This is a genomic window from Sulfitobacter sp. 1A13353 (assembly GCF_043557255.1).
In the GTDB taxonomy this organism is placed as follows: Bacteria; Pseudomonadota; Alphaproteobacteria; order Rhodobacterales; family Rhodobacteraceae; genus Sulfitobacter; species Sulfitobacter faviae.
On record NZ_JBIFFS010000009.1, the window covers coordinates 113,054 to 127,466 of the forward strand.

12 protein-coding genes are annotated in these 14,413 nt (G+C 63.4%); 5 read left to right on the top strand and 7 right to left on the bottom strand.

Translation table 11 applies throughout. From position 1 onward, the window contains the following. Positions 1 to 167 precede the first annotated feature (167 nt). Complete coding sequence (otsB, locus tag ACGYLO_RS19740; RefSeq protein ID WP_271690241.1) at positions 168 to 914, top strand: trehalose-phosphatase; 747 nt, start codon at positions 168 to 170, stop codon at positions 912 to 914. Positions 915 to 959: 45 nt separating this feature from the next. After that, on the top strand, positions 960 to 2,735 hold the full coding sequence (locus ACGYLO_RS19745; RefSeq protein WP_271690242.1) for a glycoside hydrolase family 15 protein: 1,776 nt from the start codon (positions 960 to 962) through the stop codon (positions 2,733 to 2,735). Here ACGYLO_RS19745 and ACGYLO_RS19750 read toward each other — a convergent pair. The 7 genes from ACGYLO_RS19750 to ACGYLO_RS19780 all read right to left on the bottom strand — a co-directional run bounded on the left by ACGYLO_RS19750 (position 2,732) and on the right by ACGYLO_RS19780 (position 10,397). After that, positions 2,732 to 3,334: a LysE family translocator gene (locus ACGYLO_RS19750; protein ID WP_271690243.1), complete on the bottom strand. Its 603-nt coding sequence runs from the start codon at positions 3,332 to 3,334 to the stop codon at positions 2,732 to 2,734. The genes ACGYLO_RS19745 and ACGYLO_RS19750 overlap by 4 nt on opposite strands. Before the next feature lie 123 nt (positions 3,335 to 3,457). Continuing rightward, entirely contained in the window at positions 3,458 to 4,999 is a 1,542-nt protein-coding gene (locus ACGYLO_RS19755; RefSeq protein ID WP_271690244.1) for an indolepyruvate oxidoreductase subunit beta family protein, read from the bottom strand. Continuing rightward, positions 4,996 to 7,146, bottom strand: a complete 2,151-nt coding sequence (locus tag ACGYLO_RS19760) for an indolepyruvate ferredoxin oxidoreductase subunit alpha (RefSeq protein WP_271690245.1) — start codon at positions 7,144 to 7,146, stop codon at positions 4,996 to 4,998. Before ACGYLO_RS19760 ends, ACGYLO_RS19755 begins: the two co-directional genes overlap by 4 nt. A gap of 9 nt (positions 7,147 to 7,155) precedes the next feature. Continuing rightward, positions 7,156 to 7,635: a MarR family winged helix-turn-helix transcriptional regulator gene (locus ACGYLO_RS19765; RefSeq protein ID WP_276154480.1), complete on the bottom strand. Its 480-nt coding sequence runs from the start codon at positions 7,633 to 7,635 to the stop codon at positions 7,156 to 7,158. A gap of 3 nt (positions 7,636 to 7,638) precedes the next feature. Beyond that, on the bottom strand, positions 7,639 to 8,430 hold the full coding sequence (locus ACGYLO_RS19770; RefSeq protein WP_271690246.1) for a cyclase family protein: 792 nt from the start codon (positions 8,428 to 8,430) through the stop codon (positions 7,639 to 7,641). A gap of 174 nt (positions 8,431 to 8,604) precedes the next feature. Beyond that, positions 8,605 to 9,567 (bottom strand): dihydrodipicolinate synthase family protein, encoded by a 963-nt coding sequence (locus ACGYLO_RS19775; RefSeq protein ID WP_271690247.1) that lies wholly within the window; start codon positions 9,565 to 9,567, stop codon positions 8,605 to 8,607. A gap of 131 nt (positions 9,568 to 9,698) precedes the next feature. Continuing rightward, on the bottom strand, positions 9,699 to 10,397 hold the full coding sequence (locus tag ACGYLO_RS19780; protein ID WP_271690248.1) for a GntR family transcriptional regulator: 699 nt from the start codon (positions 10,395 to 10,397) through the stop codon (positions 9,699 to 9,701). 345 nt (positions 10,398 to 10,742) lie between these two features. Between ACGYLO_RS19780 and ACGYLO_RS19785 the strand changes: the two genes are divergently transcribed. From ACGYLO_RS19785 to ACGYLO_RS19795, 3 genes are read left to right on the top strand one after another with little or no spacing between them, the layout of a single operon-like run. After that, positions 10,743 to 11,750 carry an ABC transporter ATP-binding protein gene (locus tag ACGYLO_RS19785; protein ID WP_271690249.1) on the top strand — a complete coding sequence of 336 codons (1,008 nt, stop codon included), beginning with the start codon at positions 10,743 to 10,745 and terminating at the stop codon, positions 11,748 to 11,750. Next, a complete protein-coding gene (locus tag ACGYLO_RS19790; RefSeq protein ID WP_271690250.1) occupies positions 11,747 to 12,856 on the top strand; it encodes an ABC transporter ATP-binding protein in 1,110 nt (369 codons plus the stop codon). Before ACGYLO_RS19785 ends, ACGYLO_RS19790 begins: the two co-directional genes overlap by 4 nt. Before the next feature lie 41 nt (positions 12,857 to 12,897). Continuing rightward, on the top strand, positions 12,898 to 14,412 hold the full coding sequence (locus tag ACGYLO_RS19795) for an ABC transporter substrate-binding protein (protein WP_271690251.1): 1,515 nt from the start codon (positions 12,898 to 12,900) through the stop codon (positions 14,410 to 14,412). The last annotated feature ends 1 nt before the right edge of the window (position 14,413 follow it).

The following is a 14,413-nucleotide window of genomic DNA, read 5'->3' on the forward strand; positions in this document are numbered from 1 at the left end:
GCCTGGGGCCTGCCCCCGTTTTGATCAACGCGGGCGCATCGGCTGGGTTCCCGCGGCGCACATCGCGCATCTCTGCGCAGTTGCAGCATAAATCCGTTGATTTCGCTGCGCTGGCGCATAGGTTTCTGGGGGAACGCCCGTGCAACGAAACGGATAGACCGGACCCTATGGATACCGCCCTGTCGCCCCGCAATCTGCCGCCCGTGATCCCGGTCGAGCGCCATGCGTTCTTCCTTGATCTCGACGGCACGCTCGCCCCCATTGTCGACAACCCCGAAGACGCCTGTCTGCCGGAGGCGACGCGCCATCTTCTGACCCGTCTCGTCGCAAAGACCGATGGGGCGGTGGCGGTGATCTCTGGCCGGGCCATGGCGGATGTGGACCGTATCTTGGGCGCGCTGCGCCTGCCGGTCTCAGGATCGCATGGGCTGGAGCTGCGGCTCAGCACCGCTGAAGATCACGCGCCGGAGCAGAGCGCGGGCATCCCCACCCCGGTCATCGACCGGGTCGAGGAATTCGCCGTACTGCATGGGGTAACATCCGAGCGCAAGCCCGGCGCGATCGCGCTGCATTACCGCAAGGCCCCGGAGCAAGAAGACGCCTGTCGCGGCTTCGTCGATACGCTGATCGGCGAAGACTCCAGCCTGCGCGGTTTGCATGGCAAGATGGTCAGCGAGGTCGCCTTGAAAGGTGTCGACAAGGGCGGCGCGGTGGCGCGGTTCATGGCCTCCCCCGCCTTCGCAGACCGTCTGCCCGTGATGGTCGGCGATGACGTGACGGACGAAGACGGCTTTCGCGCGGCGCAGGCCATGGGTGGCTTTGGCATCAAGATCGGCCAAGGGCCGACCGAGGCCCAACATCGCATCGAAGACGTGGCCGGTTTTGCCGATTGGCTGGAAGAGATTTTGCGCTGATCCGGCCCGCCCGGCAGTCGCATCATGAATAGAAAAGAGGGACTTATGGATCTGGGTGTCATCGGGAATTGCGCGGTTGCGGCGCTGGTCAGCCGCGAAGGGGCGATCAACTGGTTCTGCCTGCCGCGTTTCGACGGCGATCCGGTCTTTCACAGCCTGATGGGCCATGGCGCGGGCGAAGAGGGCGACGGGGAATTTGCCGTCGAACTCGAAGATATGACCGAGAGCGAGCAGAGCTACTTGCCCAATACCGCGATCCTGCGCACCATCCTGCGCAGCCCCAAAGGCGCGGTCGAGATTGTCGATTTCTGCCCCCGCTTCACGGCCTATGGCCGCAGTTTCCGCCCTCAGATGCTGGTGCGGCAGGTGCGGCGCACTGAAGGGTCACCCCGTGTACGGATGCATCTCAAACCACGCTTTCAATGGGGGGAGGTCGCCCCAACCCTCACCCGCGGCTCGAACCATGTGCGTTTCGTCGGGCCAGAGCAGAACATGCGCCTGACCACCGACGCGCCGATTGACCATGTGCTCGACGGGCGGATGATCAACCTCGAAGGTGAGATGACCTTCATCCTCGGCCCCGATGAGACCCTGTCGGACAGCCCTGAGCAGATCGGCACCACCTTTCGCACCAAGACGACCCGCTATTGGCAGCGCTGGACGCAGCGTTTGGCGATCCCTTTCGAGTGGCAGGAGGCCGTCATCCGCGCCGCGATCACGTTGAAACTGTGTAGCTACGAGGCCACGGGCGGGGTGATCGCCGCGATCACCACCTCCCTGCCTGAGGCGCCGGATTCGGGGCGCAACTGGGATTACCGCTATTGCTGGGTGCGCGATGCGTTTTTCACCGTGCGCGCCCTCAACAGCCTCGCCGCCACCCGCACGTTGGAGCATTATTTCCAATGGCTGATGAACGCTGTGGCCGATGCCGAGGGCGGGCATATCCAGCCGGTGCTGGGGCTGGGGCTAGAGACGGCGCTGACCGAACGTATCTCGCCCAGTCTACAGGGGTTCCGTGGCATGGGGCCGGTGCGGATCGGCAATCAGGCGCATGAGCATTTCCAGCATGACACCTATGGCAATATCATCCTCGGCGCCGCTCCGGCGTTTTTCGATCACCGGCTGCCGATGAACACAGGGCGCACCGCCTATGAGCAGTTGGAGCCCCTCGGCGAACAGGCGTGGGAGCTGCACGACCAGCCCGATGCGGGCATTTGGGAATTGCGCAGCCGCGCGCGGATTCACACCTCGTCGTCCCTGATGTGCTGGGCCGCCTGCGACCGTCTGGCCAAAATTGCGCGGCATCTGGACTTGGACGAGCGCGCCGCTCTTTGGGCCGAGCGGGCCGAGGTGATCCGCGACAAGATCCTCGACAACGCATGGTCCGAGGAACGCGGCGCCTTTGTCGAAAGCTTTGGCGGCAGCACCCTCGACGCGAGCGTTTTGCTGATGGGCGAGGTCGGCTTTCTGCCGCCGAAAGACCCGCGATTCATCGCCACGGTCGAACGTCTATCCGAAGTGCTGGGCCGCGGCCCCTTCATGCTGCGTTACGAAGAGGCCGACGATTTCGGTGTGCCGGAGGTGGGCTTTAACGTCTGCGCCTTCTGGCGCATCGACGCGCTGGCACGGATTGGCCGCGAAGAGGAAGCACGCAAACTGTTCGAAGAGTTGCTGGAGGCCCGCAACCACCTTGGCCTGATGTCCGAAGACACTGCCTTTGCCACTGGTGAGGGCTGGGGCAACTTCCCGCAGACCTACTCCATGGTGGGCATCATCAACGGCGCCATGCGCCTGTCGCGCCGGTGGGAGGCCGAGCTTTAACGCGCAAGCAGCAGCCGCAGCCCCAAAAGCCCCAGCACAGCCGAGGCAATGCGGTCGAAATAGACCTTCGCGCGCAGGTAGCCTTGGCTGACGGCGGGGCGGCTCATGCCGAAGGCCAATGCGGTGTAGAAGGCCAGTTCGATGATCAGGTGATTGGCGACGATCAAGAGGTTCTCGCTCAGCCGCATCCCCTCGGGGAAGATGACGACCAGCACCGCGGCGGCGAAAAGCACCGATTTCGGGTTCAGGATGTTGATCATCAGCCCCTGCCGGAAGGCATGGCGGGCGGGTGTCACCGTGCTGGTCACCGGTGCCCGCGCCCCGCGCCACATGCCGTAGGCCACATAGAGAAGATAGGCCGCGCCCACGGTTTTCACGATGGCATAGGCCCATGGGAAGGCGAGGAAGACAGCCTCCAACCCCAAGAGCGCGGCGAGGGTCCAGAACGACGCCACAAGGCCGAGGCCAGCCCCCACGGCAACGCCCACCTGCCGCCCCGAACTCAGCGTTGTTTTCAGCGCGATCAGAAAGGCCGGGCCGGGGCTGAGGATTGACGCGATGAGCGCGATGTTGAAGGCAATGAGATGCGATAGTTCCATGGCGGCGGTCCCCTGTGACTGCGCCCAGCTAGGCGCGGTGCTGGCCCATGGTCAACTGGGATGCAGGCGACCGGGGCCGCTCGGTGCGTGTTCGGCCCTGCGACCGCTTAAAAAGCGGGCACCTCAGACGAAGGAGCGCACCGTGGCGATGGCCCCGTCGAGCGCCTTGCCTTCCGCATCCTGCAACGCCGCCTCGCGCAGCCGCGCGATCCACTCCGCCGCGTCGTCGCGCCCGCGCAGCAGGTCGGCGGCATCCATCACGCGGTCGAACTTGCCCAGACCCCGCGCATGGGTGTCGGAGTAGCCCTTGATCAGGCGGCGGCATTTCACCAGTTCCACGGCGAGGGCGTAGTCACTCTCCACCTCCGCAAGGCAGCGGCTGAGCCAGTCCTCCAGATGCGCGACCTCAAGGGCATGGCGATGGGTGCGCAGCCGGTAGCCCTTCAGGCCGCCGAGGAAATGCAACATCAGGAAGGCGGGCAGCCGGTCGGTACGCAACCGGCGGCCCTTGTCGAACCAGCGGTTCAGCCGGGCCATCCACGTCTCGCTCGCCTCCACCTTGGCGCCGAGCCGCGCGGGCATGAGCCCTGCGATCTCTTCCGCGCGGGGGTGGAAGTACTCGGTCAGTTGCAGCAGGTTCTCGTCGCCCGCGCGCATCTCTTGACGGATGTGCGACAGACGCGGGGCGCGGGTCTTGAGGTCCGCCACGCGAATGATGTCGTCATAGGCCATGGCATTGGCGATGTATTTCGCCGCCGCCGCCGAGAGCGCCCAGCCCTGCGCGGCGTCATCGCGGGCCAACACGGTATCGAGCCGGTCGAGATAGAGCGCGCCATAGGCGCAGTCTTGAAAGTTCACCACCTTGGCGAGCCCGGCGAGCGCGAGGTCACGCACCGGCTCAGGCAGACGGTCGGCCCGGTCCACCAGCGCGGCCCATTCGGCCTGCAACTTCTCCGGCCCGACAAGGCTGAACGGTTTGATCTCTTCCTCGGGCGCCTGCGGTGATTCGGGCAGCTTGCCCTGTGCCGCGTCAAAGCCCACAGCGAAGGCGCGCAGCGAGGGTTCGACCCCCTTGCCGCCGGCACGGATCGCATTCTCATAGGCCTCACGCGGGAACGGCAGCGCGCCGGAGCCTGCAAGCGCGCCGAAGAGCGAGGCCGAGATGACCGAGCCCGCGCCGACGGCCAGCCCTTCCATATCTTCGAGCACCAGTTTCTGCGCCGCGATCTCGGCCGCCGCGCGGACCTCATCGGCATCGGCAATGCCGTCGCCCGGCGCCATCTTCTCGCTCACCGCCAGCGCGCGGTGGGTCGAGCCGATCAGCGTCGTCCGGTCCGGCGTCACGAAACCGCGCATCACGGCGCGGCCCACTTCCATCATCTCGGCGGCAATCAGCACGTCCACGTCGCCCGCCGCCGGGGCAAGCGCGAAAACCGGGTCGAGCGCGCCCTTGGGCGCCATCTCGACGTAGTAGATGGTGGCCCCGGTACGCTGCGCCACGCCGGCGACCGAGGTCGCCTGACAGACATAGCCCTCGGCCCGGGCCATCGCCTCGATCCAGCCGGTGAGCACGCCGCCGCCCTGCCCGCCCACGGCCATGACGGCAAGCTTGATGATCTTCTCGACCCGCGCATCGGGGGTCTTTTGCGGCAGCACCATGTTCATGTGGCCACTCCTTCGTTGCGCAGTCGTTTCGCATCGCGTCGGTCTTGCAACCAGCGAATGATTTGGCCGGTCTTCTCGGCCCGCCAACGCTCGAACTTCGTCGGGTTGTGCACCACGTCGGCCTGATAGAAGGACGGGCAGAGGACGGCGGTATCCGCCACTTCGCCGCAGTTGCCGCAGCCGACGCAGGTCTGGTCGATATGCGCCACCGGGTCATCGCGCAGCGGATCGTCGAGCCGTTTCAGCGACAGCGACGGGCAGCCCGAGAGGCGGATACAGGCGTGATCGCCGGTGCAGACATCCGCATCGACGCCAAAGCGCGGCACCTCCATGCGGCGGCCTTCCTTGATTGCCTGATTGCGTTTCGGCTTCTCACGGCGCTGCTTGTTGAGCATGCATTCTGAAGAGGCCACGATCACCTTCGGCCCCTTGTAATCGGTGGTCAGTGCCTCGCGCAGCACCTCGCGCAGCTTGCCCACGTCATAGGTCCGGTCGATCTGTCGCACCCATTCCACGCCCACGCCCTTCAGCGCCTTGGAGATCGGGTTGTTGGTGCTTTTCGTGTCGTTATGCGCGCGCGACGACATCACGTCCTGCCCGCCGGTGGCGGCGGAATAGTAATTGTCTACGATCACCGCGACGCTGTCGGACTTGTTGAACACCATGTTGCCGATCGAGGTCGACAGACCATTGTGCCAGAAGCCCCCGTCGCCCAGAATCGAGATCACCCGCTTGTCGCCGCCGCCGTCAAAGGCCGCGTTGGAGGCGGGGCCAAGGCCATAGCCCATGGTCGAGCCGCCGATCTCGAAGGGCGGCAGGCAGCCGAAGAGGTGGCAGCCGATGTCGCCGGTGATCTGATGTTTGCCCAACTCCTGCTCGGTCAGTTTCATCGCGGCGAAGATCGGGCGTTCGGGACAGCCGGTGCAGAACCCGGGCGGGCGGATCGGCACGGTCTGCGACAGGTCCGGGATCGCGGGCGCTTCGGCATTGGGAGCACGTACCGCGCCGGGCAGCATCTCGGGGGCGGCGATCTTGAGAAAGGCCGTTACCCCGTCGAGCAGCACCTGCCCGGTGTATTCCCCGGCCATCGGCAGCACGTCCTTGCCGTGCAGCTTCACCTTCCGCTCGAGCTTGTAGAGGTAGGAGCCAAGCTGTTGTTCGATATGATCCGGCTGGCCTTCCTCGACCACCAGCACATGCTCTTTGCCCGCGCAGAAATCATCGAACTCGTCCTTGAGCAGCGGGTAAGTCACGTTCAACACATAAAGCGGCACCTCGGTCTGGCCGTGGATGTCCGCCAGCCCCAGCCGCTGCAGCGCGCGGATCACGCTGTTGTACATGCCGCCCTGCACCACGATGCCCAGAGGCGCCTTCTCGGGGCCGAAGAATTCGTTGAGCTTGTTGTCGCGGATGAACTTTTCGGCCGCCGGCCAGCGGTTCTCGATCTTGTCCTTCTCGTGCAGGTAGGACATCGGCGGCAGCACCACGCGGTTGAAATCCGACTGCGGGTTGGCCGCAGCCTCGGCCACCGTGAGCGGCGGGCGCTGGTTGTCGCGGGTCTCGAAACTCCCGGTCACATGGCAGGACCGGATGCGCACCATCAGCATCACCGGCGTGTTGCTGGCCTCGGAAAGCTCAAACCCGTCCTTCACTGCCTTGGTGATCGAGGGCAGGTTCGGACGCGGGTCGAGCATCCAGAACTGCGATTTCATCGCGAACCCGTGGCTGCGCTCCTGCATAATCGAGGAGCCTTCGCCGTAGTCCTCGCCCACGATCACAAGCGCGCCGCCGGTCACGCCCGACGAGCTGAGATTGGCGAGCGCGTCTGAGGCCACGTTCACCCCCACCGGCCCCTTGAAGGTCACCGCCCCCCGGATCGGGTAGTGCACGGACGCGGCCAGCATCGCCGCCGCCGCGGCCTCGGAGGCATTGGCCTCGAAGCGCACGCCCAACTCGCCCATCAGCTCCTCGGCGTCGGCCAGCACGTCCATCAGGTGGCTGATCGGCGCGCCCTGATAGCCGCCGACATAGCCCACGCCGTTCTCCAAGAGCGCCTTGGTGATCGCAAGGATGCCCTCGCCGGTGAAGACGTCGCCGTCTCCCTTGCGCAGATGTTCCACCTCTGCTTTGAACGAACGTTCGGCCATCGGACCCTCTCAGAAATCGTGTTTTCGAATGTTGCGCAGCATGGTCTGCAAGGTGGCCACGAAGGCCGCCTTCTCCTCGGTACCGATGCCCTTGAACATCGCCTCATAGGCCTGCGCCATATGCGGCCAGAGCCGCGCATAGGCCTCGCGCCCCTGATCGGTCAAGTAGACCCGCGTGGCGCGGCTGTCGTTGGCGTCGGTCTCGCGCCGGACCAGACCGTCGCGCACCAGCGCGTCGAGCGCGCGGCTCAGCGTCGATTGCTGCACCACCGCATAGACAGCCAATTCGCGGATCAGGATGCCATCGGTCACCGACAGCACCGCGAGCGAGCGCATCTGCGGCGTGGTCAGGCCGAGTGCCGCCATCTCCGCCGACAGGGCGGCATTGTACCGCCCCATGATCCGGTTCATCAGATAGGGCGCGAAGTTATCAAGCCCCATCCGATCCAGCGGCGCGTTCTCGGCCTTGGAAGGTGGTGTATCTGTCACCGATCAGCCCTTCGGCACCAGTGCCAGCGCCCGAATGGGGCTGCCGGTGCCGTTCTTGATCTTCAACGGCGCGGCGATCAGGATCGCCCCCTTCGGCGGCAGTTTGTCGAGGTTGGCCAGTGACGCCAGACCGAAACAGTTGTTCTTATGCAGCAGGTTATGCGCCGGATAGGGCGGCTCCATCCCGCCCGCTTGCCCCGCATCGGTGCCGATGCACTGGGTGCCCCAGCCAACGATCTTCTTGTCCATCAGATATTCGATGGCATCCGGGGTCGGACCGGGGCTGTGGGGGCCGGTCTCATCCGCGTTGAGGAACCGCGCCTCGTCATCGACGCGCGCGTCCCAATCGGTGCGCATGACAACCCATTCGCCCTCGCCGATCTCGCCATACTCCGCTTCCCACTCCTTGATGCCCTTAGCGTCGAGCAGAAAGTCGGGGTCTTCTTGAGATTGCTGCGAACAGTCGATCACATTGACCGGCGCAACCAAACGCTGCACGTCGAGCGTATCGGTAAAGCCGTCGTCGTAATCCTTACCGGTGATCCAATGATGCGGCGCGTCGAAATGCGTGCCCGAATGCTCACCCAGCACCATCCAGTTCCAAGCAAAGAAGGGGCCGTCTTCGTCATATTCGCTGATCTTGTGAATCTCGACCTTCGGCGTCGGCTTGGCGAAATCGGCAGGCAGTTGCAGGATCGGCGTATCCGGCCCCAAAACGCCTGAGCAATCCACGACCTCGACCCCGCCCGAAGCCAGCATCGCGCCGAAATCGCGCATTAAATCCGTAGCACTCATTTCAATTAATCTCCCTCAAATGGCGCACCCACTCCCGATGCGTTGTCCCTGCAAAGATGCTAGTCACATTTATATGCGTTTGCAATTATCTTCTTCGAAAGGCTTGCCCGGAACGCAAAAGGCCCGCCGCAAATGCGACGGGCCTGCCCGGCCGGGGAGAGGTGGCTAAGGGGTTTAGGCGGCGTATTTAGCGACCGCCCCGCCCTGCTGGCTCCAACCGGCATACCATGTGCGGAAAAGCTTATACTGCGCCTCGGCATAGCCGCGCTGGCTGTCGGTCAGCGCGTCGGTCTCATTAAAATGCAACGCATATTCCGCATGGCCTTCGAGGACCATCAGATGCTTATAATAAAGCACGAGGTCCGGCCCCTCATCGAAGGAGGACAGAACACCAAGGGCCGCATCAAGCTCCTGCGCCCGCTGACGTGCTTCGGCATCGCCCGCCGCCGCGGCTTGGCTGAGGGCGACCAGATGCAACACTTCGCGCGGCAGCACATTGCCGATCCCGGTGATCGCGCCGGTGGCGCCGCAATTGACAAAACCGTGGAAAACGGTGGTATCCACACCGATCATCAGCGTGACCTCATCATCCCGGCTGGTGATATTCTCCGCCGCATAGCGCAGATCATCCGCGCCGCCGAACTCCTTGAAACCAACGAGGTTGGAATGCTCGGCCCGCAGCGCAAAGAAGAGATCAGCCCGGGTGGCAAAACCGTAATACGGGCTGTTGTAGATGACGGCAGGAAGCTCAGGCGCCGCTGAGAGAACCTTTTTGAAGTGATCCTTCTGCGCGGCGACCGATGTGCCGCGCGACAGGATACGGGGGATCAACATCAGCCCCTTGGCGCCGACCTTCTGCGCATGGGCCGCATGTTCGGCGGCCAGCTTCGTATTCACGGCCCCCGTGCCCACAACTACCGGCACGCCCGCTTCGACCAGACGTTCGACGCCTTCCATCCGCTCTGCATCGGTCAGCAGCGGCCAATCGCCCATGGACCCACAGTAGACCACCGCGCTCATACCATCGGCGATGAGCTTTTTGCCCATGCGCACCAAAGCGTCGAAGTCGGGTTTCCGGTCTTCAGTGCAGGGGGTCATCAGGGCCGGGATGCAGCCGGAAAAAATCGAAGGGGTCATATATCTCTCCATCATAGAAACCGGCCGCGATACCGCCGGGCTTAGCCGCATCTTAGCTATTGTATTTTATTTGTCGACATAAAATCTGCACGGCCCCTAGGACGGCCCGTTAAAGGCGCATTTACCTATGGTTAAAGGTCGATATGCTGCCGCCGGTCTCGTGAAATCAGCGCCTGAATCTGCCGCACGATCTGATCCGCATGGGTCGCGGCCAAAGAATCTGCCAAGGCAATGTCGCGCGCCTCGATGGCCGCGATTAGATCCTCATGCTCTTGCACATACTCGCTGGGAAGCTGATCGTCGAAGGACTGGTAATACATCCGCAGCAACCGGCGCCCCTCATCCAACAGCCGCAGACAAAGCGATTCGTAATAGGGGTTGCGCCCCGCACGGGCGATCTCGGCATGGAACTCCCGGTTCGTGGCGATCATCGACAGCGCGTCCTGCGCCGACACGGCCTTGGCGAACTCCACCTGCCGCGCGCGAATATTGGCCATATCCGCCGGCGTATGAAACTGCGCCGCAAGACGCGTGGTGACACGGTACATCAAGGTCATCGCGTCAAAGAAGGTGTGCAGGTTCATGAAGTCGATATTCGACACGACCGTCGAACGGTTGGGCAGCGTGGTCACCAACCCCTCGCTCGCCAACCGCACCAATGCCTCGCGGATCGGCGTGCGCGACATCGACAGCCGCTCGGAAAGACGAATCTCGTCAATCGGACTACCCGGCAAGAGGGTCAGATCGAGTATCTCATCGCGCAGGATGGAATAGACAAATTGCGCCCCGGACCCGCGCTTGCGTTCCGCCGTTTTAGGTTTGCTGGTCATGCGGGGATGCCGCCCTTTCGATGTTCATGGCTCCCCCTCGATAAAGCAACAAATCCCCCGCCCTACAATAGCGCTATCGCCCCTAGAGCGCGCCACCCCCTTCATTTCATCCTTTCTCAAATACCTTCCGCACTCTCCCCAAACGCCACCCCGCGCCAACCGCCCACCCAACCGCCGCAACAGATCGCCTAATAATCAGGCATCACCGCCGATATATCAGGCACAATTCCCATCAAAAGACTGACCCAGAGAGGCTTTTTCAAAAACTGTAATCCCCGGATTGACAGCGCGAAAGCTGCAACCGCATACTCGACCAATCTGATATTGGTTCAAGAAAGCGGTCCATTGCCCAGCCCCGACACCGGTCCCGACAAGGTTTTGCTCGAAGTGCGTGACTTCAGCCTGCGCTTTCGCGGCGCGCCGAGCGACCAAATCAACCATGTGAATTTCACGGTCCACCCGGGCAAGACACTCTGTGTCGTCGGGGAAAGCGGCTGCGGGAAAAGCGTGACCTCGCTGGCGATGATGGGGCTGCTGCCGGCCGGTGCGGCGACAATCCGCTCGGGCGAAATGGTTTTCGAAGGTCAGAAGCTCGACCTTGCCGACCATACCGCCATGCGTAAACTGCGCGGCAGTCGGATGACGATGATTTTCCAAGAGCCGATGACCTCGCTCAACCCCGCCTTCCGCATTGGCGAGCAGATCACCGAAGCCGTGCGCGCGCATAGCGATGCCAGCAAATCCGAGGCCGAGGACAAGGCACTGGCGATCCTCAAGCGGGTCGGCATTCCGGCGGCGGAGAAGCGGATGCGCGACTACCCGCATCAACTTTCCGGCGGCATGCGCCAGCGGGTGATGATCGCCATGGCCTTGGTCAACGACCCCGCGCTTTTAATCGCGGATGAACCGACGACCGCCCTCGACGTGACCATTCAAGCGCAGATCCTCGAATTGATCCGCGACCTTCAGGCCGAGACCGATATGGGCACGATCATGATCACCCATGACCTTGGCGTGGTGGCCGAAATCGCGGATACCGTCGCCGTCATGTACGCGGGCACGATCGTCGAAACCGGCCCTGCGGAACGCATCTTTAACGACCCACAGCATCCCTACACGATCGGCCTCATGTCCTCGATCCCGCAGCTCAGCGGTCCGCGCGGACGCTTGGCGACCGTGCCGGGCATGGTGCCGACAACGCAGAACATGCCCCAAGGCTGCCGTTTTGCCACGCGCTGCCCCTTCGTCCAGCCCATCTGCGCGCAGGAGCCGCCGCTTGCACCGCTGGAGGGGGGCCATGCCGTGGCCTGCCATTTCGCCCCGCTGGAGACACATCTGGAGCAGAGCGCATGAGTGACACGATCCTGACAGCGCGCGGGCTGAAGAAACATTTCAAAACCTCGGGCGGCGGATTGGCCAAAGGGGCTACAGTCAAGGCGGTCGATGACGTTTCCTTTGACGTGCGCCGGGGGGAGACCTTTGCCATCGTCGGCGAATCCGGTTGCGGCAAATCGACCCTCGCGCGGCTCCTGATGCGCTTGCTGACCCCGACTGAGGGCGATGTGCAGTTCGACGGCGCGGATGTGCGCAGCCTTTCGGGGCGCGATCTGACCGCCCTGCGCCGGGACATGCAGTTCATCTTTCAAGACCCCTTTTCATCGCTCAACCCGCGCATGAGCGTCGGCAAGCTGGTCGGTGAGCCGCTTGAGACCCATTTCCCCCAGATGTCCGCCACCGAGCGGCGCGGCAAAGTGGCCGAACTGCTGGCCAAGGTCGGGCTGCGCCCCGAACATGCCGAACGCTACCCGCATGAATTCTCAGGCGGTCAACGTCAGCGGATCGGGATCGCGCGGGGACTGGCCTCGGCCCCGAAACTGGTGATCGGGGATGAGCCGGTCTCAGCCCTCGACGTCTCGGTGCAGGCGCAGGTGATCAACCTGCTTGGCGATCTGCGCGATGAATTGGGGCTCACATTGGTCATCATTGCCCATGACCTCGCCGTGATCCGCCATATGAGCGACCGCGTGGCGGTGATGTATCTGGGGCAAATCGTCGAACAGGGCGATGTCGACACGGTCTATAACCATCCGCGCCACCCCTATACCCGCGCGCTCTTGTCGGCCATTCCGGTGGCCGCCCATGGCGCGCGCACGCCGCAGACCGCGCTTGAGGGTGAGATGCCCAGCCCGGCGAACCCGCCCGCAGGCTGCCGCTTCCACACCCGCTGCCCCTTTGCCAAAGAACGCTGCGCGAGCGAGCCGCCCTCTCTGCGGGAGACCCGCGCAAGCGAGGGCCATGTCGCCGCCTGCCACTACTTCGAAGAGATCGCCGCCGCCACGCCGGACCTCGGCCTTGCCGATGCACCCGAACGCGCCCCCGGCGCTGCTGCGCGCTTTGCGCTTTACCAAGACGCCATGCGGGACCGGACCACGCTCCGCCCCCGCCAAAACCAAGAATAACAGGCTGAACCAGACTCATTGAAACGACAGGAGAGTTCGACATGACACTGACCAAAATGACACTTGCCGCTGCATTGCTGGGGGCCACAACCCTCGGCGCGCAGGCGGCTGACCTGCGCATCGCGCTGCAATCCGATGCCGATGTGCTGGACCCCGACCAGTCGCGCACCTTCGTGGGCCGCATCGTCTACGCGTCGCTCTGCGACAAGCTGGTGGACATCACACCCGACCTCGAAATCATCCCGCAGCTCGCAACCGAATGGTCTTTTTCCGAAGACGGCAAACAGCTGACCATGAAACTGCGCGACGATGCGGTCTTCCACGATGGAACGCCCTTTGATGCCGAGGCCGTGGCCGCCAACATCGACCGCAGCCAGAACATGGAGACTTCGCGCCGCAAGTCCGAGCTTTCCTCCATCACCGGCGTCGAAGTGCTGGGCAGCCATGAGATCCGCTTTGATCTGGCCGATGCCGATGCCACGCTGATGGCGCAATTCGCCGACCGCGCAGGCATGATGGTCTCCCCCACCGCTGCTAAGGCCGCGGGCGATGACTTTGGCCTGAACCCGGTCTGCTCCGGCCCCTACCAGTTCAAAGAGCGCGTGGCCCAAGACCGCATCGTGCTTGAGAAATTCGCCGACTATTACGATGCCGAGGAATACCACTTCGACACCGTCACCTATCTGCCGATCCCCGACACCACCGTGCGTCTGGCGAACCTGCAATCGGGTGACATCGACATGCTGGAGCGTCTGGCCGCGACCGACCTCGCGCAGGCCGAAGGTGACGACAGCATCAATGTCGAAAGCGCCGTGTCGCTCGGCTATCAAGGCATCACGATCAACGTGGCCAATGGCGAAAAGGGCGACAACCCTTGGGGCAACGACAAACGTCTGCGTCAGGCGCTGAGCTATGCGATCGACCGCGAGGCGATCAATCAGGTCGTCTTTAATGGTGCCTTCGCCGCGGGCAACCAGCCCTTCCCGCCAAACTCGCCTTGGTACAGCACCGACTATCCCGTGCCTGAGCGTGACGTGGAAAAGGCCAAGGAACTGCTGGCCGAAGCGGGCTTTGCGGATGGCATCGACCTTGAGGTGCAGGTGCCCAACACCACGATCCCGCTGCAACTGATGCAGGTCGTACAGTCCATGGCAGGCGAGGCGGGGATCAACATCTCGATCACTTCCAAGGAATTCGCGACGCTGCTGGCCGATCAATCGGCGGGTGACTATCAGGCAAGCCAGATCGGGTGGTCGGGCCGTGTAGACCCCGATGGCAACATCCACCAGTTCATGACCACCGAAGGCGGGATCAACGACTCCAAGTTCTCGAACCCGGAAGTGGATGAGCTGCTCGACAAGGCGCGCAAGTCCAACGACCAAGACGTGCGCCGCGAGAGCTATACCGCTGCCCGCGCGATCCTGAACGAAGAGATGCCGATCGTGTACCTCTACCACCAGACATGGATCTGGGCGCTGGATTCCGACATCACCGGTTTCACCCCCTATCCTGACGGCATGATCCGCCTTGCGGGCATGAAAAAAGAAGAAGGCTAAC